General features: G+C 41.4%; 18 protein-coding genes and 1 tRNA gene. 17 read left to right on the top strand and 2 right to left on the bottom strand.

Going from position 1 to position 24,789, the window contains the following annotated elements:
* Positions 1–4: 4 nt before the first annotated feature.
* From AC1HJP_RS03675 to AC1HJP_RS03645, 7 genes are all read left to right on the top strand, one after another.
* Entirely contained in the window at positions 5–679 is a 675-nt protein-coding gene (locus AC1HJP_RS03675) for a FlgO family outer membrane protein (protein ID WP_421962930.1), read from the top strand.
* Between the two features lie 6 nt (positions 680–685).
* A complete protein-coding gene (locus AC1HJP_RS03670; protein WP_480360413.1) occupies positions 686–1,351 on the top strand; it encodes a FlgO family outer membrane protein in 666 nt (221 codons plus the stop codon).
* A gap of 94 nt (positions 1,352–1,445) precedes the next feature.
* A tRNA-Arg gene (locus tag AC1HJP_RS03665) sits at positions 1,446–1,520 on the top strand.
* A 76-nt stretch (positions 1,521–1,596) separates the two neighbouring features.
* Complete coding sequence (locus AC1HJP_RS03660; RefSeq protein ID WP_480360412.1) at positions 1,597–2,181, top strand: ABC transporter ATP-binding protein; 585 nt, start codon at positions 1,597–1,599, stop codon at positions 2,179–2,181.
* Positions 2,182–2,186: 5 nt separating this feature from the next.
* Entirely contained in the window at positions 2,187–3,260 is a 1,074-nt protein-coding gene (locus AC1HJP_RS03655; RefSeq protein WP_480360411.1) for a DUF6136 family protein, read from the top strand.
* Positions 3,261–3,413: 153 nt separating this feature from the next.
* On the top strand, positions 3,414–5,831 hold the full coding sequence (locus AC1HJP_RS03650; RefSeq protein ID WP_480360410.1) for a TonB-dependent receptor: 2,418 nt from the start codon (positions 3,414–3,416) through the stop codon (positions 5,829–5,831).
* A gap of 80 nt (positions 5,832–5,911) precedes the next feature.
* The gene (locus tag AC1HJP_RS03645; protein ID WP_480360409.1) at positions 5,912–6,301 is read left to right on the top strand and encodes a MerC domain-containing protein; all 390 of its coding nucleotides are present in this window, start codon (positions 5,912–5,914) and stop codon (positions 6,299–6,301) included.
* A gap of 94 nt (positions 6,302–6,395) precedes the next feature.
* Here AC1HJP_RS03645 and fadE read toward each other — a convergent pair whose 3' ends face one another.
* Complete coding sequence (fadE, locus tag AC1HJP_RS03640) at positions 6,396–8,846, bottom strand: acyl-CoA dehydrogenase FadE (RefSeq protein ID WP_404394338.1); 2,451 nt, start codon at positions 8,844–8,846, stop codon at positions 6,396–6,398.
* 213 nt (positions 8,847–9,059) lie between these two features.
* Between fadE and AC1HJP_RS03635 the strand changes: the two genes are divergently transcribed.
* From AC1HJP_RS03635 to purF, 9 genes are all read left to right on the top strand, one after another.
* Positions 9,060–10,184, top strand: a complete 1,125-nt coding sequence (locus AC1HJP_RS03635) for a 4-phosphoerythronate dehydrogenase (protein ID WP_480360408.1) — start codon at positions 9,060–9,062, stop codon at positions 10,182–10,184.
* Between the two features lie 11 nt (positions 10,185–10,195).
* A complete protein-coding gene (locus tag AC1HJP_RS03630) occupies positions 10,196–11,212 on the top strand; it encodes an aspartate-semialdehyde dehydrogenase (RefSeq protein WP_480360407.1) in 1,017 nt (338 codons plus the stop codon).
* A gap of 272 nt (positions 11,213–11,484) precedes the next feature.
* The gene (locus AC1HJP_RS03625) at positions 11,485–16,965 is read left to right on the top strand and encodes a FimV/HubP family polar landmark protein (RefSeq protein WP_480360406.1); all 5,481 of its coding nucleotides are present in this window, start codon (positions 11,485–11,487) and stop codon (positions 16,963–16,965) included.
* A 147-nt stretch (positions 16,966–17,112) separates the two neighbouring features.
* On the top strand, positions 17,113–17,910 hold the full coding sequence (truA, locus tag AC1HJP_RS03620; protein WP_138480924.1) for a tRNA pseudouridine(38-40) synthase TruA: 798 nt from the start codon (positions 17,113–17,115) through the stop codon (positions 17,908–17,910).
* 164 nt (positions 17,911–18,074) lie between these two features.
* A complete protein-coding gene (gene accD, locus AC1HJP_RS03615) occupies positions 18,075–18,956 on the top strand; it encodes an acetyl-CoA carboxylase, carboxyltransferase subunit beta (protein WP_480360405.1) in 882 nt (293 codons plus the stop codon).
* Between the two features lie 23 nt (positions 18,957–18,979).
* Positions 18,980–20,242, top strand: coding sequence for a bifunctional tetrahydrofolate synthase/dihydrofolate synthase (gene folC, locus AC1HJP_RS03610; protein WP_480360403.1), 1,263 nt, complete (start codon positions 18,980–18,982; stop codon positions 20,240–20,242).
* 11 nt (positions 20,243–20,253) lie between these two features.
* The gene (locus AC1HJP_RS03605) at positions 20,254–20,931 is read left to right on the top strand and encodes an SPOR domain-containing protein (RefSeq protein ID WP_480360402.1); all 678 of its coding nucleotides are present in this window, start codon (positions 20,254–20,256) and stop codon (positions 20,929–20,931) included.
* 61 nt (positions 20,932–20,992) lie between these two features.
* Complete coding sequence (locus AC1HJP_RS03600) at positions 20,993–21,487, top strand: CvpA family protein (RefSeq protein ID WP_058030237.1); 495 nt, start codon at positions 20,993–20,995, stop codon at positions 21,485–21,487.
* 32 nt (positions 21,488–21,519) lie between these two features.
* Positions 21,520–23,046 carry an amidophosphoribosyltransferase gene (gene purF / locus AC1HJP_RS03595; protein ID WP_480360401.1) on the top strand — a complete coding sequence of 509 codons (1,527 nt, stop codon included), beginning with the start codon at positions 21,520–21,522 and terminating at the stop codon, positions 23,044–23,046.
* 94 nt (positions 23,047–23,140) lie between these two features.
* On the opposite strand, the gene AC1HJP_RS03590 is transcribed toward purF, so the two are convergent.
* The gene (locus tag AC1HJP_RS03590) at positions 23,141–23,740 is read right to left on the bottom strand and encodes a Yip1 family protein (RefSeq protein WP_349286235.1); all 600 of its coding nucleotides are present in this window, start codon (positions 23,738–23,740) and stop codon (positions 23,141–23,143) included.
* A 231-nt stretch (positions 23,741–23,971) separates the two neighbouring features.
* Here AC1HJP_RS03590 and miaE point away from each other — a divergent pair, with 231 nt between their 5' ends.
* Positions 23,972–24,730 (top strand): tRNA isopentenyl-2-thiomethyl-A-37 hydroxylase MiaE, encoded by a 759-nt coding sequence (gene miaE / locus AC1HJP_RS03585; protein WP_480360400.1) that lies wholly within the window; start codon positions 23,972–23,974, stop codon positions 24,728–24,730.
* Positions 24,731–24,789: the final 59 nt, after the last annotated feature.

Below are 24,789 nucleotides of genomic sequence, written 5' to 3'. Positions count from 1 at the left end.
GAACATGAAAGCACTGTTAACATCATTATTAGCATTATCTGTTGTGGGCTGCGCTGCAATGCAAGAGAGTTATGAAAGTAATGCGCAAACTATCCATTCGAGCAAAGTAACGCGCAGTATTCAGTCACCTCTCAATACCAATCAGTTTTTCCAAGCAGAAGCACCTGATCAAAAGCAAATGTTTGGCGCACATAATGGTCCTAAGAAAAATATCAACCACTATGTTCGCGGTATGATGCAAGACCTAGCGTCGAACTTAAAATATGTAAATCAAAACACGCCGTTGGCTGTTGCCAGTTTTGTATTTTTGGATGATAAGTACGACGAGGGTACGCTATTGGGTAACCAGATCTCAGAGAGCTTTATGCATGAACTTTATCAATACGGCATTCCTGTTATCGACTTCAAAACAACTGGCTACATGCGCGTCACGCCAAAAGGCGATTTCGTATTCAGTCGTGATTATCTAGAGCTAGATGAAGAGCAAAACTTCCAGTATGTGATGGCTGGCACTCTAGTCAATCATAAAGGGGGTGTATTAGTTAACGTCCGTGTGGTTGGCTTGCAAAGTAAAGCTGTTGTGGGTTCAGCGCAAGGTTTAATACCTCAAGCCGTATTAGATGCACTAGGTAGTAGCGAGCGCACTGACGGTATTATGCTGAAATCGAGCGCGCGATAGGGGGCCATGATGAAATCTCTCACTTTGCTTTCAGTGCCAATTGCATCACTTATGTTATCTGGCTGCAGTTTATTAATGGGACAGCCAACCATGAGCCAATCAGTGGTTGTGATGAATGAGCAGTCAATGACCATTGATGAGATGACTGCTCAAATGCAGCCTGAGCCTGAACTCGAAGAAATGCAGCAAACCAAGCCTGACTATGTGCCAATGAACCATTTTGTAAAACTCGACAATTATGTAGAGCAAATGGCTATTGAGTTATCTGATTTACTGAGTGAAACACAGAATGTATCGACAGAGCTCGCTGTGGCTTCATTTGTTCGTTTAGATGGCACGTTGCAAACCAGTGATCAGTTAGGGAACCAACTTGCTGAAACATTTATGCATCAACTACATCGCTTTGGCTATCAAGTCGTGGATACTAAACTGATGGATAACGGACATATTTCTCGTATGGGTGATTATGTATTTAGCCGTAAATCTAAAGCAAGGTTTAACTCTGACGATGCAGAATACGTTCTATCAGGCACTATGCTTTATCGTGAGAAAGGGGTACTAGTGAATGCTCGAGTTATGTCGCTTGAAAGTAAGAAAGTCATCGCGACATCAAGTAAATTAATACCTTGGTATGTTCTAAGGTCTGAAAACATTTTGGTGTCTTCGCGATAGCTTAAATCGCATTTTTATCGCTTATATTCAATTTTGCAAGTTCTCTAGGCTTGAATCTGAGCGATTAGCTATATATGATAAATATCAATGGCTTGGCCTCTTAGTTAAATGGATATAACGACCCCCTCCTAAGGGGTAGTTACAGGTTCGATTCCTGTAGAGGCTGCCAGTAAACTTCTTTTTATTCTCCCCATATCTTTATCCCGAAATATGCTACAGTCATGCTCTTCAAAAAGGAGTACCGTGTGATTGAAGTAAAAAATCTTACCAAGAGCTTTGCAAATAAAATCGTTTTTCAAAATTACTCAAACGTTTTTAATGCAAATAAGTTGTGTGTTGAAGCCGAAAATGGCTTGGGGAAAACAACGTTATTTACCATTATTGCTGGCCTCGACCCTCATTACAGTGGTGAAATTTTATTAGATGATATTAAGGTTTCGCAATTACAAAACCAAGTTGCTATTGCCTCAGACAAAATCCCTTTTCCTACCTTTTTAACTGCGAAACAAATATTGACGCTCACACAATCTAGTTGGCAATGTGAATGGCCAGATACGCTTTGTGAAATGTTACACTTCAATCAATTTCTCGATACTAAAGTGGGTGAGCTGTCATCGGGTAATCAAAAGAAACTGCAATTAATTAATGCCATGATGCGTCACTGTGATTATTTAATTTTAGATGAGCCGAGCGCAGCGCTTGATGCCGATAGTGTAAAAGCGTTACTTGCATGGATTGAGCAGTATCAAGGGCAATTAATAATTAGTTGTCATGAGCCAGAACCTTTCGTTGAAATAGGCTTTGATAAACAGCCCTTGTTTACAGAGTAAGCGTTATGAAGCATTACTTTTCATACCGTCATCAGGCATTTAGTCTTGCCATAAACGAGTTATTTAAACAGCTTCAGCAGTTTGTGCTTATGCTCATGACACTGTTTTATATTTTTTTACCAGGGCTTATAGCGGGCTTATTTTTTGGCTTAGGTAAAATTGTACAAAGCAGCAGTGAAGTGGTCAGTATGCAAGTCGGTTTGGCATACTTAATTTTTCAGTCCTTATTACTCACGGTGTTAAAACCTGCGATTTTAGACCTAAAACATCGTACTTTTCATATCTCATTACTTAAAAATAAGTTACCGCAAATACTCAGTGATATTAAAGCTTTAATGATGTGCCATCTTTTATTTGGCTTGAGTGTGTTCTTGATGATAGCAATGGGGGCAGACAAGCTAAGCCGTGCGCCACATTATATTGCATTTGCCTTCACTCAGCTTAGTTTTGCCCTTGCATTAATGTATCGACCTGCGGCAGTTATCTGGGCAACTATTCTTGCATTTATAGGTTTACTCTTTTTTGAATCAACCTTGATGTTCTTTTTAGCGCTAAACTTATTGCTATTAATATCGTTATATTTACCGAAACGGCTCAATTGTTCTTATCAGATAACTATTACACCTTGGACATTTTGGCTGAGCTATTTTAAAGACAACATTTGGTCACTCACTTGGCGCGTTACTATGAGCGGCCTAGTGTTTTGGGCGGTTTTTATAATAGTGACTGAGCGTTCTGATCTTGTGCATTGGTATGCATTAGGTGGTGCATTAATAAACCAGTTATGGTGGTCAAGTTTATTTATTGAAACGAACCAGTATGTTCGAAAGCATCAGCTATTTTGGAGAAGTTTAAATCAGTTCTCGCAAATAAAACGAACTCAGTACGTTTATTTGATTGTGTTATCGAGCATGTTTACTTTGCCAATGCTGTGCCTTTTTTCATCGCATATGAGCATGTGGATGAGCTTATTGATCACACCTATTGTACTGATTCTTTGTAAAAATAGGCCGCAATTTATGGCTGTTATCTGGGCTTCATTGGCAATAAGTTTCATCATACTAATGGTCATTTTTTAGTATGAGTGTTCACAATTAAACTGAAGGCCCGAAAGGGCCTTTATTGTTTTTAAATAATAATAATTCTTAAAACGGGTTTTAGCAGCCTAAGAAATAGTGTATTTTAGATATGTTATATTATATCAATTTTATTCTATCTTACTTGAGGCACTGATGTTTAAGTTATCTCCCGTAATGTTGCTACTTTCAGCAGCACTTCCATTTTCTGCAATTGCAAACCAAGTTTCAGGCACTGTTTTAGATAAAAATAATCAACCAGTTGCTAACGCTAAAGTCACTATTATGGGCAGTCTGCAAACTGTTGAAACAAATTCAAAAGGTGAGTTTGTTATATCAGGCATTAAGCCTGGAAAAGTAGAGTTACATGCAGCGGCCTCTGGTTTTGCACATTTTAACTCGAGCTACAATTTAACTGAGTCAGGCCTACAAGATGTAAAAGTATCTTTAACGCCTTCAGCCATTGAAGTTATTGATGTGGTTGCAAGCCCATTTCATGCGTCAAATATGGAATCAGCAACACCTGTCAGTGTTTTATCAGGCGATGCGCTACGTAATCAACAGTCAGCAACTTTAGGTGACAGTTTAGCCAAAGAGGTGGGTGTTCATACTAACTTCCATGCTGGTGTGGCAAGTACTCCAATTATCCGCGGTTTAAGTGGTCCTCGCGTTTTAATTACCCAAAATGGCTTAGATGTGAGTGATGCATCTCGTGTTGGCCCTGATCACTCAGTGTCTTCAGAAGCATCAACGGCTGAGCAAATTGAAGTACTTCGAGGTCCTGCCACTTTGTTCTACGGTAGTGGTGCAATTGGTGGTGTTGTCAATGTTGTTGATAAACGTGTCCCAAGAGAAGTCGAGCAATCTGGAGAATGGCTAATAGAGCATGATTCAGTAGATAACCAGAAATTAGCATCAGTAAATATTAATACTGGCAGCGATAATATCGCAGTGCACTTTGATGGTTTTTATAGAGAATCTGATGACTACAAAGTACCAGTAACAGATGAGCATGGTAGTGATAAAATTGCCAACAGCGGTGAAGAGTCAAAGGGCGCTACAGCAGGTGCAAGCTATATCTTAGATAATGGGTATGTGGGCGTATCTGTCGGTAAATTAGAACGTGAATATGGCATTCCTGGTCATAGCCATGGTGATGAAGAAGTACCTGTTTTTGCTGAGCTAGAACAAGACCGTGTTCAGTTATTAAGTGAGCTGCGATTCACTGATAGTCTTATTGATAGCTTACACACACGTGTTGCTTACACCGATTATGAACATGCTGAGATAGAGCATGGAGTAGTGGGGACTATTTTCGCGAACGAAACTGTTGAAGCAAAGTTTGATGCACTCCATCGCGACATGAATGGCTGGCGAGGTGGTTTTAGTCTTCATTATAAACGCAGTGATTTCTCAGCACAGGGTGCTGAAGCATTTACACCGCCATCAGAAACTGAAACTTTGGCATTTGCTTGGATGGAAGAGCGTCACTTTGACGATGTTTTATTACAGTTAGGTGCACGAGTTGAGCGTGTAACTATTGATGCACCAAAAGTCATGTTGCCTGAAGTTGAGCTTCATGTGCATGATGACCACGACCACGACCACGACCACGACCACGACCACGACCACGACCACGACCACGACCACGGTGCGGAAGGTCGCGTATTCGCAGTCGACCAAGAGTTCAACCCAGTTAGCCTTTCAGCTGGTTTAGTGTGGGACTTTACACCGGGCTATAACTTAGGCGTGTCTGTTTCTCGCTCTCAACGAGCCCCTTCAGCTGCTGAGCTGTTCTCATTTGGGCCTCACATTGGCACACGCACCTTTGAAGTGGGTGCAATGTTTGATTTGCACGAAACAGAAAATGTGCACTTTGACTTTGATACAAAGCAGGATGTAGAACTAGAAACAGCGAACAACATTGATCTGACTTTTAGAAAGCTTGAAGGGGACTTTGGTGTTGTAGTCAATGTGTTCTATAACCAAGTTGATAACTATTATTATCAGACACCGACAGAAGTGTTTGCGCCAAGTGGTCATGAGCATCATGATCATGGTGAGCACGATCATGATAGCCACGACCACGGCGATCATGAAGGTCATGATGAGCATTCTGATGAATTACCTGTGTATGTGTTTAAAACAGATGATGTCACCCTGTATGGCTTCGAAGCTCAATTTGCTTGGCAAGTAACTAGCGAACTAAAGACAGAGTTCTTTACTGATTATGTGAATGCGAGTTTAGACAAAGGCGGTGATTTGCCTATGATCCCACCACTGCGTTTTGGTACCAAATTTAATTATCAGACTGGCCAATTCAGTGCAAATCTGGACGTTATTCGTTATCAAAAGCAAGACAAGATTGCATACCTTGAAACAGCGACAGATGGATACACTATGGTTGATGCGTCTATTGCCTACCATTTACCTGTTGGCGAGCATGAAGTTACTTTCTATGCAAAAGGTCACAACCTGACAGACACAGAAGCGAGAGTACATAGCTCATTCTTGAAAGAGTTAGCCCCACGACCAGGCAGAAGTATTGCGCTTGGTATCAGAGGCGTTTTCTAAGCAAACTATCGACAGCGGTACCCAGTGCAAACTCAGTCGCTAGGTATCGCTTTAAGAAAATAGAATAAGGCAATATAAAAATGAGAGACTTAACCAGTAAGTTAGACAAGTTTGCAATCAGCTTTTCAGCTCTGTGTGTGCTGCATTGCTTATTATTACCTCTAATTACGGCACTTTTACCGGCTGTGGGCGCAATGTTTTTCAGTGATGAGTCGTTTCATCGATGGTTACTTGTGGGGGTTTTACTGACTAGCTTAGGCGGGCTGACTTTAGGGTGTAAAAAGCATAAGCAGTGGCAGCTATTTGGTTACGGCTCTCTCGGTATAGCTGTACTTCTATTTGCTGCTTTTTTTGTACACGATTTAATGCCTGCAGAAGGCGAGAAATTGTTGACTATTTTTGGCAGTTTAATAGTTGCTTTTAGTCATTATAAAAACTTTAATGCGTGCCAAACTGGTAAATGTCATTAATACCTGTTTTATTAACTAACTAGCCACTCTAGCGAGCTAAGAATTAAATAAAAAAACGCCAGCATTTGCTGGCGTTTTCATTTGAGTATTAAACTTATGCTGCGCTTGAGTTCGTTTCAGACACGCGCGCTTTACCTGCTAATAAATCAGCTGGGTCAAAGTCATCTACGTTAATAACTGCAAGACGTTTCGCTTCAACAGCGGCAAGCTTGTCAGCTTCATCTTTAGAGATAATGCCGGCGTCTAGTGCATCTGCTGCCACTTTGTCTAACTGCATGAATGGGATTTTCTGACCTTTTGCACGGCAAATCTTATCGAACAACGGCTCAATATCTAAGATATCTTTAAGCGTTTGCTCTTGTTTACCAAGTAGGTTTAACGGCTCATCAGTTGTGTAGATGTGTGCAGCTAAACGGCTACGTGCGTTATTTGGCGTTTGCAGTAAACGTGCTACTTTTTGCTCTAGCTTATCGGTTGGCTTGCGAACAGGGCGACCGAATGGGAATAGCATTAATTTAAGCGCGAAACGCAGTGGTGCAAATGGCATATTGTTGATCAGATCTGCTAATGCACGCTGACATAGGTATAGGTGTTCTTGACAGCTCCACTGTACAAACGGAAGGTCTTCGATTTGACGGCCTTCATCGTTGTAGCGTTTTAGTGTTGCAGATACTAGGTATAAATAACTTAGTAAGTCACCTAAACGTGCAGAAATACGCTCTTTACGTTTTAGTGAGCCACCAAATACTGCCATACAGATATCAGACATAAAGGCTAAAGCTGCACTGAAGCGTGCTGCGTTACGGTAGTAATCAGCTGTTTCGTCATTGAAAGGTACTTTCGTAAAACGCGCACCAGTTAATGCAAGCCACTTAGTACGCACAAGGTTAGAAATAGTGAAACCAATATGGCCCATTAGCGACTTATCAAAGCTGTTAAGCGCTTCGCGTTTGTCTTCCATTGACACTGCATTAAGCTCAGCAAGTACAAATGGGTGACAGCGAATTGCACCTTGACCGTAAATGATCATATTACGCGTCAGGATATTTGCGCCTTCAACGGTAATCGCAATTGGAGCGCCTTGGTAGCCACGGCCTAAATAGTTGTTAGGGCCTAAACAGATACCTTTACCACCATGGATGTCCATCGCATGCTTGGTAGAGTCGCGCATCTGCTCAGTTAAATGGTATTTAAGAATAGCTGAAACAACAGATGGCTTTTCACCTAAGTCGACAGCACCTGTCGACATTGTAACTGCAGCGTCAGTGCTGTAGGCATAACCACCTAATTTAGCCAATGCTTCTTCGATACCTTCCATCTTACCGATTGGTAATTTGAACTGACGACGAATACGGCTGTATGCGCCACTTGCAAGTGCCAAAGATTTGATGCCACCTGTAGAGTTTGAAGGTAGTGTGATAACACGACCCACAGATAAGCACTCAACCAGCATGCGCCAACCTTGACCGGCCATTTTTGCGCCACCAATGATGTAGTCGATAGGCACGAAGATATCTTCACCTTGCGTTGGACCATTTTGGAATGGCACGTTCAGTGGGAAGTGGCGACGACCAATTTTAACACCTGGTGTGTTAGTTGGGATCAGCGCACACGTAATACCTGGTTCTTTGTCATCACCCAGTAAACCGTCAGGGTCACGTAGTTTAAACGCTAAACCTAATACAGTTGCAACAGGGGCAAGCGTGATGTAACGCTTATTCCAAGTTAAACGAATACCTAACGTTTCTTCGCCGTTCCATTCGCCTTTACAAACCACACCGAAATCAGGAATAGAAGAGGCATCAGAACCTGCTTCAGGAGACGTTAATGCGAAACATGGAATTTCATCACCTTTGGCAAGGCGAGGAAGATAATGGTCTTTTTGCTCTTGCGTACCATAGTGTTGTAGTAGCTCACCCGGACCTAACGAGTTTGGTACACCAACAATTGAAGATAGAAGCGTTGATTTACTGGTTAGCTTTTGCAGCACACAAGATTGCGCATAAGCTGAAAACTCAAGACCGCCATATTGCTTCTTGATGATCATCGCGAAGAATTTGTTGTCTTTAAGATATTGCCAAACGTCTTCTGGTAAATCAGTTAATTCGTGTGTTGCTTTCCAATCGTCAAGCATGGCACACACTTCTTCAACCGGACCGTCTAAGAAAGCTTGTTCTTCAGGTGTTAAACGTGGCTTAGGATATTGGTGAAGTTTACGCCAGTCTGGGTTGCCGCAGAATAGATCAGCTTCCCACCAAGTAGTACCTGCATCGATTGCCGACTTCTCAGTTTCTGACATAGTTGGCGTGACCTTTTTAAATGCTTTGAAAAGCGGGCCACTGATATACTGTTGACGAATGTTGCTTAGCGATAAAGGCAATACGATGGCTAAGAAAATAAGCCAAGATAAAGCACCAAATGCACCAGCTATTGTACCGACTAGCAAGGTTGCCCCAGCTACCGCTACGCAGCTATGCCAACTAGCTCTGTGATAGCTAGCGACACTGAGTAGCGCGATTAAAATTAATACAAAAATCAGAGTCATATTGTTTTCCTTGTTATGGTGGTCTGACCACTAAGCTTTAGACTAGCTCTTACTGCTAATGATTGCAAGTCATCTGATGAGTTTGAAATTTGCACGATTTAATGGTTTTGTCCAGTTATCTGGCCATTAAAGCTGCCGAATCAAAGTCGCTGAGTCGCAATTTATTGATACCGCGGTTACAATGCGCTTTTGCAGTTACCACGGAAAAAATAGATGAAGATTTTGGCAGATCAAAATATGCCCTTAGTTGAGGAATATTTTGCTGATTTAGGCAGTGTAACGCGATTTGATGGGCGCAATGCCAAGCCCGAACAAATCGAAGATGTTGATATTTTATTGACTCGCTCAGTAACGAAAGTTAACGCTGAGCTATTACAGTATGCTAAAAAGCTAAAATTTGTGGGTACTGCAACCATAGGTATTGATCATATTGATACTGAATTACTCGACAACAAAGATATTGCATTCAGCAGCGCACCGGGCTGCAACGCTATTGCTGTCGCAGAGTATGTGATCAGCGCACTTTATGCCTATGCGCAAGAAACATCAACAAGCTTGCAAGGTAAAACGTTAGGTATTGTCGGTGTGGGCAACATTGGTCAGTGTTTACGTAAAAAGCTGCAAGGCAGTGGTATCAATTTACTGTTATGTGATCCAATCAAGTTTGAAAATGGTGAACTTGAAGAGCATGTTGAGTTAGACGAGTTATTAGCGCAATCTGACATCGTGTCATTTCATGTGCCATTAGTTAAAACAGGTAAACACAAAACTCTGCATTTAATAGATTCAGCGCGTATTGCAAAATTAAAAGATAATATGCTGGTGATCAATGCGTGTCGTGGCGAAGTCATCGACAACCAAGCATTACTTCAAGCTTTACAAGATGGAAAGCAGTTAGAGCTGGTGTTAGATGTATGGGAAAACGAACCAAATATCTTAACTGAGTTATTGCCTTTTGTACGCTACAGCAGTGTGCATATCGCAGGGCACACTCTTGAGGGCAAAGCTCGTGGTACGCAAATGCTGTATCAAAAGGTATGTGAGCTATTAGATATCCCAGCAGAGAAACAGTTAAGTGACTTTTTACCAAAGCCTGTGATCACAGAAGTCACATTACAAGATAATTTTACCCAAGGCGACTTAGGTCGACTTGTTCATCTGGTTTACGATGTTAGACGAGATGATGGCATTTTAAGAAAATCACTGTCTGAGAAGGGCTTTGATCACCTTCGTAAGTCTTATCCAGTAAGACGTGAATTCAGTACAGTGACAGTCAAAAATAATGGTAGTCAGTTTGCGGAACAACTCGCAACACTTGGCTTTACAGTTTCAGAATAGGATGAGGTCAAATGTCTCAGAAATTTAATGTCGCCGTGCTTGGCGCAACAGGCCTTGTGGGTCGTCAAATCATAGAAACATTAGCTGAACGTAAGTTTCCTGTTGATCAGCTTTTCCCGCTTGCAAGCAGCAGAAGTGCGGGTGAAGAAATTGACTTTAACGGTGAAAAAGTGACGGTTTTAGATGTAGAAGAGTTTGATTTTTCGAACGCACATATAGGTTTATTTTCTGCTGGTGGCAGTGTGTCAGAAAAATATGCACCCATTGCCGCAGAAGCAGGTTGTGTTGTGATCGATAATACCTCACATTTCAGGTATGACTATGACGTTCCATTAATCGTGCCTGAAGTAAACGCGCATAACTTAGCAGATTTCAGAAATCGCAACATTATTGCAAACCCAAACTGTTCTACGATTCAAATGCTGGTGGCGCTTAAGCCTATTTACGATGCTTATGGAATCGACCGTATCAATGTATCTACATACCAAGCGGTTTCTGGTGCTGGTAAAGAAGCGGTTGATGAGCTGGCAAAGCAAACAGCTAACCTAATGAATGCACGTCCGATGGAAAACGACATTTTCCCTAAGCAAATCGCGTTTAACGTGATCCCACAAATCGATGCCTTCCAAGAAAATGGCTATACCAAAGAAGAAATGAAAATGGTGTGGGAGACGCAAAAGATCTTAGGTGACAGCTCGGTAATGGTGAACCCAACAGCAGTGCGTGTGCCAGTGTTCTTTGGCCATGCAGAAGCCATTCATTTAGAAACGCGCATGCCATATGACTTAGAGCAGGTTAAGCAGTTACTTAACGATGCACCTGGTGTTGAACTCATTGAAGACGAAAATGATTACCCAACGCCTGTGTCTGACGCTAGCGGTAATGATACTGTGTATGTTGGCCGTTTACGCGCTGATATTTCGCACCCACATGGTTTAAACCTATGGGTAGTTTCTGATAACACTCGCAAGGGTGCAGCGACTAACAGCGTGCAAATAGCTGAAGAGTTAGTAAATAACTACCTCTAATTCGCAATGGCAAAACCCCGCTTCGGCAGGGTTTTGCCGCTTTTTATAGCTGCCCGTTCAAAAACCAGCCAATATATTGACTATAAACAATATTCTTTGTTCACATCTTCTCATACTTTAGTACGCTCTAGGCACTATTTATCAAAGCTTTGCCATAGATATTCCAATGTAACTGGTTTATAGTTTGCAGTTGGAATAGAGCTTGCAAAAGCCACCATTAGCAATATTTTAATGTTTAGCACGATGTTGGACATGATATCTAAAGGATCAACATGCGCGGTTTAGTGTTTATTTGTTTCTTTGCATTTGCATTGATAACCATACCAGCCTACACACAAGACGGTACCATTTTAAAGGGCCCTAAGAATGCCGATTATGGTCAAATGGGTCGCTCTATCGGCCCAATAAAGCCCTCGGATACTTTGTGGCGAATTGCGCAAAAAATTAGGCCTGATGACGGCTCTGTTACTGTTTATCAAGTAATGAGCGCCCTTTATCGCAAAAACCCGAATGCTTTTTTAGATAAAAACTTAAATCACATGCGCGACGGCGCATATCTTAAAATACCGACCATTGCAGAAATGCGTCGTGAGAACCCAGCCATAGCAAAGCAGCGCTCTGATCAAGACGATGACTTGTGGGAGCTAAAAAAGAGCGGCATGCTCGATAACCAAACCATTGAAGAAGCGCAAAAAAAAGTTACTCAAGCGCGAAAAATCGATGTTGATAATGCACAACAGCAACTTACTTCGCAGCTTAAGTCATTGCAAATGGAGCAAGATGCAAAGCTACAAGAGCTACAATCACAATTTAAGAACTCGGTTCGCAGTGTTGAAGAAATACTAGAAGAAAACAACAAGCTAAAAGGCCAGCTAACAAACATTTCAGAAGAGCTGCAAAATGTTCGCAACCAACTTGGCCAAGATTCTGAAATTCAGCAACAGCTGCAGTCGGTCATCGAACTTCAAAATGCCCTAATTGAACGTCAAAGAGCACAGCAGCAAGAAGAGCAAAGTGCTGACTTACTCTCAAACCCTGTAATGATTGGGGTTTTGGCAACTTTACCAGCCTTATTAGTGATTGGTGGATTAGTGATGTTCTTGCGTAAACGTAAGAATGCTAATAATACTGATGACGAAGATGATTTCCTACCCCAAGCACCAGCTGCAGCAGGAGCCGCCGCAGCCGCAGGAGTAGCAGGTGCAGCAGTGGCTGATCCACTCGACTTAGATGTACCACCGTTAGATAGTAGCGTACCAGTTGAAGATAGCGTACAGCTAGACGATGACATCTTGCCTGAAGATGACGACATGATGTTTGATTCTTTGGAAGATGATAGCTTTGAAGCAGGTAATGACACGCTTGATCAAGACGAGCTAGATAGCTTGTTAGGGGACGATGTAGCATTCGATGATGGCTCTGAAGGTGATGATTTAGATGACTTCTTACAGCAAAACTTCGATGCTGACGATTCGCTCGATGATATGGTTGACTTAGATGGTGGAAGTTCAAACAGCGACGATATTTTAAGCTCTGATGACCTTGATGATCTATTTAATGAAACCGGCGACTCATCTGATGACGAATTAGACGTTAGTGATGATGCTTTGGCTGCGCTTAGTGAAGAACTTGCCACTGAACAGCAAGAAGATGTCGATATAGATTCTATTTTAGATGAGACTGCGACTGAAGAACCAGAAAGTACTGAAGACGACTTTGATTTAGATGATATTGACAGCTTAATTGATGAGGTTGCAGAACAGCCCCCAAAGGATGAAAGTTCTGAAGGAGCAGATGAAGACTTTGATCTGGATGATATTGATAACTTATTAGATGAAGTTGCGCAAACTGACGAGCCTGCTGTTGAGATCAACGATGAAGACGATTTTGATATTGATAATATAGATGATCTTTTAGACGAAGTAGGCGGTACAGCAGAAGAGACTCCAGATACGACAGGCGATGAATCCAAACAAGTAGATGCTGACGACATTGATAGTTTACTTGATGATGTCGCTTCAGAAGATCTAGATACCGATGACATAGACGCACTACTAGATAAAACTCAAGTTCAAGAGAACCTCGAGAGTGATCACATCGAAGAAGATAATGTTGATTTAGATGACATTGATTCTCTAATCGCAGAATCAAACCAAGATGATTTATCGATTAATGAAGATCCGTCAGAAGCAGATGACTTGGATCTTGATATTGATGATTTAATCGATGAACCAGACTTCGATGAAGAATTAAATGAAGAAGCCGTTGAGGAAGTTACAGGGGCGAATGAGCCTACCAAAGAAATAGCATCTTCAGAAGATGACATCGCACTCGATGATTTAGATGATCTCCTTGAAGATGATTTATTAGCAGAGCAGGCATCAACAGATGAAAACGAGCCTACTTCAACAGATGAAAACGAGCTTGATGCAGCGCTAGACGAAATAATCAACGAGCCAGACTTTGAAGAAGAGTTAAGTGAAGAAACCGTTGAGGAAGCTACAGGGGCAAATGAGCCTACCGAAGAAGTTGAATCTTCAGAAGATGACATCGCACTCGATGATTTAGATGGTCTCCTTGAAGATGATTTATTAACAGAATCTAAATCAGAAGAAAACGAGCTTGATGCAGCGGTAGACGAATTAATCGACGAGCCAAGTTTTGAAGAAGAATTAAGCGAAGAGAACGTTGATTTAGTTCAAGAGACAGCCATACCTGAAATAACTGAGGAAGTTGTAACTTCAGAAGATGACATCGCACTTGATGATTTAGATGGTCTCCTTGAAGATGATTTAGTAACAGAACCGGTATCAGATGAAAACGAGCTTGATGAAGCCCTAGACGAATTAATCGAAGAGCCAGACTTCGAAGAAGAGTTAAGTGAAGAAACCGTTGAGGAAGCTACAGGGGCAAATGAGCCTACCGAAGAAGTTGAATCTTCAGAAGATGACATCGCACTTGATGATTTAGATGACCTCCTTGAAGATGATTTATTAACAGAACCGGCATCAACTGATGAAAACGAGTTTGATGCAGCGCTAGACGAAATAATCAACGAGCCAAACTTTGAAGAAGAATTAAGGGAAGAAACTGTTGACGAAGCCCCAGAGACAGCATCACCTGAAATAGAAGAGGAAGTTGTAACTTCAGAAGATGACATTGCGCTCGATGATTTAGATGATCTCCTTGAAGATGATTTATTAACAGAACCGGCATCAACTGATGAAAATGAGTTTGATGCAGCGCTGGATGATTTAATTGATGAGCCAGACTTTGAAGAAGAATTAAGAGAAGAAACTGTTGATGATGTGAAAGCATCACCTGAAGTAACAGAGGAAGTTGTAACTTCAGAAGATGACATCGCACTTGATGATTTAGATGACCTCCTTGAAGATGATTTATTAACAGAACCTACTTCAACAGATGAAAATGAGCTTGATGCAGCGCTAGACGAATTAATCGACGAGACTGACTTTGAAGAAGAGTTAAGTGAAGAAACCGTTGATGAAATCCAAGAAATAAGTGAACTTGACCCGACTGAAGAAGTTGAAAGCTTAGAAGATGACATCGCAATCGATGAGTTGGATGGTTCCCTAGAAGATAATTTAGTCGATGAACCTGCAACTTCTGAAAATGAATTATTAGAGCCTAAATCTGTTGAGCAGAGTATTGTTGATGAGTTAAATGCAATGAATCAACATACTTCAACTGATATTGATGACGACATACCGACGGAACCTGAAGCTCAATCACCACAGGCACCTTTGAAAAGTGTTGATGAAATGCTAGAAGAGCTAGAGTCTGAAGATGAGTGGCAAAATGATGATGAGTATGACGGAGAAGTGGAGCTTGGTGATGATCCGCTTTCAGATGATATTGATTTATCATCTGAAGAAGAGTTGCCTGAAGTTGATACTGTTACACCAAGTGCAGAATTAGAGAGTTACCCTGAACTAGATCTAGATGAAGAACTGGATGAGGACCTTCTAAATATCAGTGAAACTGAGCAGGAATTATCGCAAGCATTAGAAGCGGGTGTAACATCAGATAGCACACTTGACGATGATTTACTCACAGATGATGAACTTTCTTTTGATGATTTATTAGAAGATGATAATGAGCCAGAGTTAGGTGATTTATCTGACACTGATAGTGAGCGATTAGATTCTGAACAAAATAAGAATGTTCCAGTAGCAGAAAACATCAATGATGAACAAGAAGTCGAAGACTTTCCTGAATTTGGCGAAGATGATGAGCTAGAGGCTGAGATTGAAGAGCAAGCGTTAGAACTTCAAGATACACCAGCTGAAGATATAATTCAGGAAGAAGACTCTGAGCAACCAACCGGTAATTCGTTAATTGCTGACAGTACCGAAGATGAGCTAATTGCAGATAACATTGATGATGAACTGGAAATCGAAGACTTCCCTGAATTTGACGAAGATGCTGCGCTAGAGGCCGCAACAGAAGAGCAAACTCTAGAAATTCAAGATACACCAGTTCAAGAAGAGTCACTTCAAGAAGAAGATGAACTGGAAATCGAAGACTTCCCTGAATTTGGCGAAGATGCTGCGGTAGAGGCCGCAACAGAAGAGCAAACTCTAGAAATTCAAGATACACCAGTTGAAGATGAAACAATTCAGGAAGAAGACTCTGAGCTACCAACCGACAGTTCGTTAATTGCTGACAGTATCGAAGATGAGCTAATTGCAGATAACATTGATGATGAACTGGAAATCGAAGACTTCCCTGAATTTGACGAAGATGCCGCGCTAGAGGCTGCAACAGAAGAGCAAACTCTAGAAATTCAAGATACACCAGTTGAAGATGAAACAATTCAGGAAGAAGACTCTGAACTACCAACCGACAGTTCGTTAATTGCTGACAGTATCGAAGATGAGCTAATTGCAGATAACATTGCTGATGAACTGGAAATCGAAGACTTCCCGGAGTTTGACGAAGATGCGGCGCTAGAAGCTGCAACAGAAGAGCAAGCGTTAGAAGTTCAAGATACATCAGCTCAAGAAGAAGCCGTTCAAGAGGATGATTCTGAGTTGCCAAGTGACGATACGTCAATAGTTGACAGTATCGAAGATGAACTTGAAAGTGATATTCAAACTGAGCAAGCTTTAACGGATCTTGAAGCAATATCTCCAGAGGCGTTTTTAAACGAGCTTGATGATCTTGCTAACAACGAAGAAGTTGAATCACCTGTTGAGCTAACCATTGATGAAGCGGCGATAGAAGATCAGTTTATGTCAGAGATTTCTGATACTGACTTTGATGCTTTGCTGAATGATTTAGCTGAGCCAGAACCAATCGATACAGAATCATTAGATGACGTTGAGCTCAATTTAGATGCGCTATTAAGTGAAGAGTTAAATAAAGATCTTGGCACATTAGATGTTCCGATTGAAAGCGATGATGATGTTTCTCAGCCAGACGTTGAAGAATATCTAGAAATTGACGACTTACTCGCAGAAAGTGATGACTTTGAAACAGCAGAAGAGCCTTATCAAGAAGCGAATATGGATGTTGGTTTAGGTGATTTTGATGACTTGCTTGCAGGCGAGAATGCCCCTGATGTTGATTTAGAAGCCGACGGTTTTTCTGCAAAACTAGATTTAGCCAGAGCATATATTGAAATAGATGACAGTGAGAGTGCACTCGCCATTATCGAAGAAGTGATAAATGCAGGTCCTGAATCAGTCCAAGCTGAAGCGAGCTCACTGAAAGACAAAATACAGTCTTAATGTATACGCTGAGTTTTGGTCATTTAAACAATCAGTAATAAAGGAGGCGTTAGCCTCCTTTATTTTTTCTAGCTCTCAGTTCTCTCTTTAATTCAAAGTCGCGATGGCTTAGAATGCTGCGCTAGTCTAGACAGAGGTAATAAATTCATGCGTGTAGCACTTGGTATCGAATATAACGGCGCTCAATACAGTGGTTGGCAAAGACAGTCTCATGTAAACAGTATTCAACAAGAGTTAGAAACTGTTCTGTCTCGCATTTGTAACCATGAAGTCGAAGTGGTGTGTGCAGGTCGAACAGATGCAGGTGTTCATGCGACTGGGCAGGTGGTGCATTTTGATACTCACTCAGAGCGAGACATGAGCGCATTTACGCTAGGTGCTAATTCGCAACTGCCTGACGATATTGCAATACAGTTTGCGCAAGTGGTCGATGATGAATTTCATGCTCGTTTTAGTGCAACCGCACGACGCTATCGCTATGTGATTTACAATAACCCATATCGCCCTGGTATTTTAAGAAGCGGTGTGACACATTACCATCATCCGCTTGATGAAAAGCTGATGCAAGCGGCTTGTCCTGTTATGTTAGGTGAGCAAGACTTCACGTCTTTTCGTGCTGTGCATTGCCAATCAAACACACCATTTCGAAAAATGCTGCATTTAAGTGTCGAGCGTGTAGGTAACTTTGTCATCATTGACGTGAAAGCCAATGCCTTTCTTCACCATATGGTAAGAAATATTACAGGCACTTTACTTGATATTGGTACGGGTAAATATCCACCTGAATGGATGGCAGAATTACTGGCACTTAAAGACAGAACTCAAGCAAGCGCCACAGCAAAGCCGAATGGTCTGTATTTAGTCGATGTCGATTACCCAGAGCAATGGCAAATACCGTCGACACCACTTGGTCCTTTATTCTTACCAGATACTGAGATTGAGTAATTTTAAAGCGAAAGCTTGGGTTAGTTAATGAATTATGGCGGCTTATTTAAGACTTATACGACCAGTTTTTTATACCTTTGTCTAATAAATCATGGTTTAATGACTTCAGTTTGTCTGAATGAATACAGACGCCACAACACAGAATTAGCATAAGAGAATTGCAAATGAGTTGGTTAGAAAAAATCTTACCTAGAACCACCAAATCATCAGGTAATAACAAAAAAGAAGTCCCAGAAGGTGTTTGGGCAAAATGTTCATCATGTGATGCAATTTTGTATAAAGCAGAATTAGAAAAATCACACAATGTATGTCCTAAGTGTGATCACCACATGCGTATAAGCGCACGTCAGCGCCTTGAAATGTTTTTAGACGATGCTGATCGTAAAGAAATTGGCGTCGAGCACGAGCCGAAAGATGTGCTTAAATTTAAAGACTCTAAAAAATACTCTGACAGAATTACAGCTGCGCAAAAAGTCAGTGGCGAAAAAGATGCACTTGTTGCGATGACGGGTCGTCTTAAAGGTATGCCGGTTGCTGCTGTTGCTTTTGAATTCTCATTCATGGGTGGTTCAATGGCATCAGTGGTAGGTGCGCGTTTTGTTGATGCCGTAAACGAATGTTTAGAGCACAACATGCCATTAGTATGTTTCTCCGCATCAGGTGGTGCGCGTATGCAAGAAGCACTTATGTCATTGATGCAAATGGCTAAAACCAGTGCAGCACTGGCTAAAATGAGTGAAAAAGGTTTACCATTTATCTCAGTGATGACCGACCCTACAATGGGTGGTGTATCTGCTTCACTGGCAATGCTTGGTGATATCAATGTTGCTGAGCCTAAAGCGCTTATCGGTTTCGCAGGTCCTCGTGTAATTGAGCAAACTGTTCGTGAAACATTACCTGAAGGTTTCCAACGTTCAGAGTTCTTACTAGAGCACGGTGCAATCGACATGATTGTTGACCGTCGTGAAATGCGTGACACTTTAGCACGTAATTTAGCGAAGTTTATGGACTTGCCATCTACTGAACAAGAGCATAGAGTAGCGTAAATTTTTTAATTTAAGCTGTTTTTATGTCACAAAATATACCTTGCCAATCATCAAGTCTTGATGATTGGCTTTGTTATTTAGAGCGTGTGCATCCTGCCAATATCGAAATGGGCTTGGAGCGCATCAAACAAGTTGCCGACTCGGTTAATCTTCTCAATTCTTCTTCAAAAATCATCATGATTGCTGGTACTAACGGTAAAGGTACCACAGCACGTTGCTTAGAAAGCTTGTTACTCGCTCAGGGTTACTCAGTAGGCACGTATGCTTCACCACATTTAATTCGTTATAACGAACGTGTTCGTGTAAATGGTAAAGAGTTAGACGACCAATATCATGTCGATGCTTTTGACTTGTTAGAAAAAGGCCGAGGCGAAACACCACTGACTTATTTTGAGTTTGGTACGCTAGGCGCTTTGGCGATTTTTAAGCGCTTTGAAGTCGATTATGTGCTACTTGAAGTGGGTTTGGGCGGTCGTTTTGATGCCACTAATATTGTTGAGCCGATCGCAAGCGTTATTACAACTATCGACCTTGACCATAAAGAGTACTTAGGCGATACGCGTGAATTAGTTGGCTATGACAAAGCCGGTATTTTCCGCGCAGATAAACCGGCGATAGTGGGAGACTTAAATATTCCACATACGGTTACAGAGTATGGTGATGAGATTTCGGCTGAGCTGATACTCTCTAAGCGAGATTTTTTCTTTGAACCAAAACAGTCATCGTTTGTTTGGCGTTATAAATCGCACGAGTTTGAGTTTGAAAAGCCAAGTATTCCAGCACAAAATGTCGCCACAGCTTTGACATTACTGGCACGTTTAGAGTTGCTCCCTGAGCTATCAGTAATTGAAAAATGTTTAGCTGATTTAAAAGTCGAAGGGCGCTTTCAAAAGCTAAGTGACTCACCAAAAGTATTTACTGATGTTGCACATAACCCTGAATCAGCTCGCTACTTAAAGCAAAAATTAGTAGAGTTGAAGCAGCAAGGGTTTAAAATCCATGCATTAATCGCTATGCTTGCTGATAAAGATAAAGCCAGTGTAATCAATGAAGTGTCTGAACTAATTGATTATTGGTCATTAGCGTCTTTAGATGGTCCACGTGCAGAGCAAGCATCTAATTTGTTACCTCTGCTAACACAAGCGCAACAGCAAAGCGCAAATATGTTCGATTCGGTCCATATGGCACTCGACAGTCAGTTATCGCGACTTGATAATCAGACGGCAATGATTGTATTTGGCTCCTTCTTTACTGTTGCAGAAGCAATTCAGTATTGGCAAAAATAGAGAGATAAGCTGTGAACTCAGGATTTTTAAACCGTTTAGTGGGTACTAGTATTGTGGTGGTCGCTGCCATCATTTTCATACCGAATATTCTTGATGGTGAAAAGGTTCACTTTAAAGACGGTTTTAAAGCTATTCCGGAGCGCCCTGAGTTCACTACAATTGAAATTCAGCAAGAGATTGACGCAAAAGCTGAGCTTGCCCTTGAGATTAAGCCTGAAGCTTTGCATGATGAGATTGCACTTGACGCTGAGCCTGCGTCTACAGAAAAAGCTGATGGCTCAGAAACTAAAGAAGTTGTGAACACCGCACGAAACGATTCAAGCTCACAACCAATACAAGTTGTTGAAGAGGCAAAACCAGAGGTTGAAGTGGTAAAACCTCAACAGCAAGTGGTAGAGGCAGAAATAGCGCCTTTGCAACGTTCAGAAGAATCTAACTTAACCAGCATGGCGTACGTCATACAGCTCGGTAGTTTTTCTCATAAAGCCAATGTTGAAGCATTGATGAAAAAACTAAAGAATGCAGGTTTTACTGCATTTACACGACCTATTAAAACGCGAAATGGCGAATTAACAAAAGTATTCGTTGGCCCTCAGTTAGATAAGGCCGATTTAGAACAAAAATTGCCAGAGTTAGAAAAGCTTACAAAACTAAAAGGCCGACTAACCCAATTCGATATAACAAAATGATCTGGTAATTGACCCTTGGCTCTTATAGAATGCGCCCCAAATTAACGACTTGTTGGTTATTATGAACTGGGTTGATTACGCGATTCTCGGTATAGTTGGTCTTTCCACCTTATTCGGACTAATGCGAGGCTTTGTAAAAGAAGCAATGTCATTGGTTGTATGGATCAGCGCATTCTTCATTTCTAGTTTATTCTATCAATATCTAGCAACCTTCCTTACATCCATTTCAGAACCCCTTTTAAGAAATGCGGCCGCAATTGCCATATTATTTTTTGCGACCATACTGTTGGGTGGGCTTGTTAATTATATTCTGTCAGAACTTGTACAACGTACAGGCCTGTCAGGCACCGACCGTATCATAGGTATTGTGTTTGGTGCACTTCGAGGTGTATTAGTCGTGAGCGCCTTACTGTTTTTTCTGGATGCGTTTACCGGTGCACCAGATGCACCTTGGTGGACAGCATCAACTTTGATCCCTGAATTTAGTTTTGTTATTGAGTGGTTTTTTTCTTACTTAGAAGACAACTCTAGCTTTTTAAATTCAGTGAACCGTTAATCGGAAACCGTTAATCGGCGAGGAAAAATTTAATGTGTGGTATCGTTGGTATAGTCGCAACATCTCCTGTTAATCAGGCTTTGTATGACGGCTTAACTGTTTTGCAACACCGTGGGCAAGATGCAGCAGGCATCATCACAATCGATAACAATACGTTTAGCTTAAGAAAAGCAAATGGTCTTGTTAAAGATGTGTTTCATACCCGCCATATGAAGCGCCTTCAAGGCAATATTGGTATCGGCCATGTGCGTTACCCAACTGCAGGCTCTTCAAGTTCTGCAGAAGCACAGCCATTTTATGTAAACTCTCCATTTGGTATTGCCTTAGCGCACAATGGTAATTTAACAAACGCAGAAGCGCTTAAAGAGTTATTATTCAGCCAAGCTCGCCGTCATGTAAACACCACTTCAGATTCTGAAATTCTTTTAAACATCTTAGCGCATCAACTTTGCAAATCAGGTAAGTTAAAGCTTGAAGCTGAAGATATGTTCAGTGCAATCTCAAATGTGAATGAGCTAGTTGTTGGTGGTTACGCAAGTATTGCGATGATCATTGGTCACGGTATTGTGGCTTTCCGTGATCCGAAAGGCATTCGCCCACTTGTTTATGGTAAGCGTGAAACAGAAAGCGGCACTGAATATATGTTTGCTTCTGAAAGCGTAGCACTTAAAGCTGACGGCTTTGAATTTGTGCGCGATGTAGCACCTGGTGAAGCAATTTACGTGACTGAAGATGGCCAACTATTCTCACAAATGTGTGCTGTTAATACACAACATGCACCATGTATTTTTGAGTTTGTATACTTCGCACGTCCTGACTCTGTAATCGATAACATGTCAGTTTACGCGACACGTGTAAATATGGGTACGAAGCTAGGTGAGAAGATTGCACGTGAATGGGCTGATAAAGACATTGATGTGGTTATTCCAATCCCTGAAACGTCATGTGATGTTGCGCTAGAGATTGCAACGGTTTTAGACAAGCCTTACCGTCAAGGTTTTGTGAAGAACCGTTATATAGGCCGTACATTCATTATGCCAGGTCAAGAAATGCGTAAGAAATCTGTACGTCGTAAATTAAATGCGATCGACAGAGAATTCGAAGGTAAAAACGTATTACTTGTAGATGACTCAATTGTACGTGGTACAACTTCAGCTCAGATCGTTGAGATGGCACGTGAAGCAGGCGCGAAAAACGTTTACTTTGCTTCAGCAGCACCAGAAGTTCGTTTCCCTAACGTTTATGGTATCGACATGCCATCAGCTGCAGAGCTAATTGCACATGGTCGTGAAGTAGATGATATCAACCAGAGCATTGGCTCAGACGGCTTAATCTATCAATCTATTGAAGATCTAATCGCTGCAGTTCGTCAAGAAAACCCTGATGTAACAGAGTTCGAAACATCTGTATTTGATGGTCAGTATATCACGGGTGATATCGATCAAGATTATCTAAACCGTATCGATGCACTACGTAACGACTCTGCAAAGTCTACACGTGAGCAGGCAATGTCAGCTTCACTTGAGTTACATAACCAAGAAGAGTCAGAAGGCGAGTAATTACTCCTTCAACAAAGCATATAAAAAAGGAGCGATGATTCGCTCCTTTTAACTTTTGGATAAAAGCAAAAATTTAGGGGCTATTTAAAGCACCCTAACTAAAGGTAGGGCTAATTATGCCATTAGTCCATAAAATAGCCGTTCCAGCCATAATAATTACAATTAAGACCAATCCACAAGTCACTACAGAGCTGGCATAGATAAAGCCTCGCTCCTCTGGGATGTGCATTAAAATAGGCACACCGGTATAAAGTAAGTAAACAGAGTAAGCCAGTGCGGCCATACCGACAGTCACTACAAACCACAACTCAGGAAAAACAGCAGAAACAGCTGACATAAATAATGGTGTTGCTGTATAAGCTGCGAGCTCTAAAGTTTGCGTATACGTTGGCTTAGCCCCAAATGTAACCGCCATCCAGTGTGCTAAATAGGCTAGAGCAAATACCCCCATAATCAGTGCAAAATACATAGCGACACCAATCAATAGGGCACTTTCATGTGTTAGAAACGCGACGTCAGATGTGCCGATACGCCAGCCAATGTGTACAGAAGAAATATATCCCATAATACTTGGGATTAATGCGATAAGCGCGATATGAGATAAACTATACTTCATGCTCTCATGACGATTATCTATGGTTTGCCACTCTTCGAGTGGGTGAGCGTACAAGCCCCATAAATGATTTAAAATCATAAGGCCTCCTTATCAGAATTTGGCAAAGGGTGTGTGTTTTTTATACATCTTTCATAGTTATTTATGCGTAAGAAGCATTTCTTTGTCAAGAAATGGTTAAACTTTCGTCTAATTGAAAAGTTTTGAATTCTTTGAACGCAATAATCTTCCTTTGATCCAATGCATTAGCCTGAGCCAGTTTTATGATACAATTTCCGGTAATTTTTATTAGAGCCACCTTGAGAGTCAGCCTTGGATAAGCTTTTAGAGCCAATAAATCAATTCTTGCAATGCGAAACCCCAATTAGTTGGATTGAAGCCGCAAAAGACCCTAAAAACCTACCAGTCATTTTAATTGACCATATGGTCTGCGAATTAAAAGCAGCACAATCTGCTATGTATTTGATTCGTAAATACGCAGTAGATAAAGACAGTGGCACGGCGCTTCTAGAGTGGCTTAAGCCTTATGAAGATTTTACTTATCGAAAAATTGGCAGTTGGCAAGAGCTAGCAGATTGCAATAAGCTGAATAAATCAATGGTGCCTAAAGCACAGACTGCTTATGGGCAAGATTTGATAGATAAAATGGTCTTGCTTATCAAAGAAGAGTTACATCACTTTTATCAAGTATTAGAGATCATGCATGACTGTGGCGTTGAATACGAATATTGTGCATCAAGTCGTTACGCAAGTGGGCTACTTAAACATGTTCGCACGTATGAGCCAGAAAAACTCATTGATAAGTTGATTTGTGGCGCTTATATCGAAGCCCGCTCTTGTGAGCGATTTGCAAAGCTAGCACCACATGTAGATAAAAAGCTTGGTGATTTTTATGTGTCGTTACTGCGCTCTGAAGCGCGTCATTATCAGGACTACCTGACGCTGGCAGAAGAAATTGCAGGGAAAGACATATCTGAGCGCGTCGCATTTTTTGGTGAGGTAGAAGCTGAACTAATAGCCTCTCCAGATGTAGACTTCAAGTTTCACTCAGGTGCGCCAACTCAACTCTAAGATACACAGACGTCTTCAAAAATAAAGGCACCGAGGGTGCCTTCTTTATTCAACATACG

This window comes from Pseudoalteromonas sp. NFXS53, assembly GCF_056629255.1.
The sequence above is the reverse complement of the archived record's forward strand: the minus strand, read 5'-3'. Positions and strand labels throughout refer to the sequence as shown.

Excerpts from the sequence above, each read along its gene's own strand:
- AC1HJP_RS03635 (WP_480360408.1), top strand. The coding sequence starts at position 9,060 with ATGAAGATTTTGGCAGATCAAAATATGCCCTTAGTTGAGGAATATTTT.
- fadE (WP_404394338.1), bottom strand. The coding sequence starts at position 8,846 with ATGACTCTGATTTTTGTATTAATTTTAATCGCGCTACTCAGTGTCGCT.
- AC1HJP_RS03650 (WP_480360410.1), top strand. The coding sequence starts at position 3,414 with ATGTTTAAGTTATCTCCCGTAATGTTGCTACTTTCAGCAGCACTTCCA.
- AC1HJP_RS03645 (WP_480360409.1), top strand. The coding sequence starts at position 5,912 with ATGAGAGACTTAACCAGTAAGTTAGACAAGTTTGCAATCAGCTTTTCA.
- folC (WP_480360403.1), top strand. The coding sequence starts at position 18,980 with ATGTCACAAAATATACCTTGCCAATCATCAAGTCTTGATGATTGGCTT.
- accD (WP_480360405.1), top strand. The coding sequence starts at position 18,075 with ATGAGTTGGTTAGAAAAAATCTTACCTAGAACCACCAAATCATCAGGT.
- AC1HJP_RS03655 (WP_480360411.1), top strand. The coding sequence starts at position 2,187 with ATGAAGCATTACTTTTCATACCGTCATCAGGCATTTAGTCTTGCCATA.
- AC1HJP_RS03625 (WP_480360406.1), top strand. The coding sequence starts at position 11,485 with ATGCGCGGTTTAGTGTTTATTTGTTTCTTTGCATTTGCATTGATAACC.
- purF (WP_480360401.1), top strand. The coding sequence starts at position 21,520 with ATGTGTGGTATCGTTGGTATAGTCGCAACATCTCCTGTTAATCAGGCT.
- AC1HJP_RS03590 (WP_349286235.1), bottom strand. The coding sequence starts at position 23,740 with ATGATTTTAAATCATTTATGGGGCTTGTACGCTCACCCACTCGAAGAG.
- AC1HJP_RS03630 (WP_480360407.1), top strand. The coding sequence starts at position 10,196 with ATGTCTCAGAAATTTAATGTCGCCGTGCTTGGCGCAACAGGCCTTGTG.
- AC1HJP_RS03670 (WP_480360413.1), top strand. The coding sequence starts at position 686 with ATGATGAAATCTCTCACTTTGCTTTCAGTGCCAATTGCATCACTTATG.
- AC1HJP_RS03600 (WP_058030237.1), top strand. The coding sequence starts at position 20,993 with ATGAACTGGGTTGATTACGCGATTCTCGGTATAGTTGGTCTTTCCACC.
- truA (WP_138480924.1), top strand. The coding sequence starts at position 17,113 with ATGCGTGTAGCACTTGGTATCGAATATAACGGCGCTCAATACAGTGGT.
- AC1HJP_RS03675 (WP_421962930.1), top strand. The coding sequence starts at position 5 with ATGAAAGCACTGTTAACATCATTATTAGCATTATCTGTTGTGGGCTGC.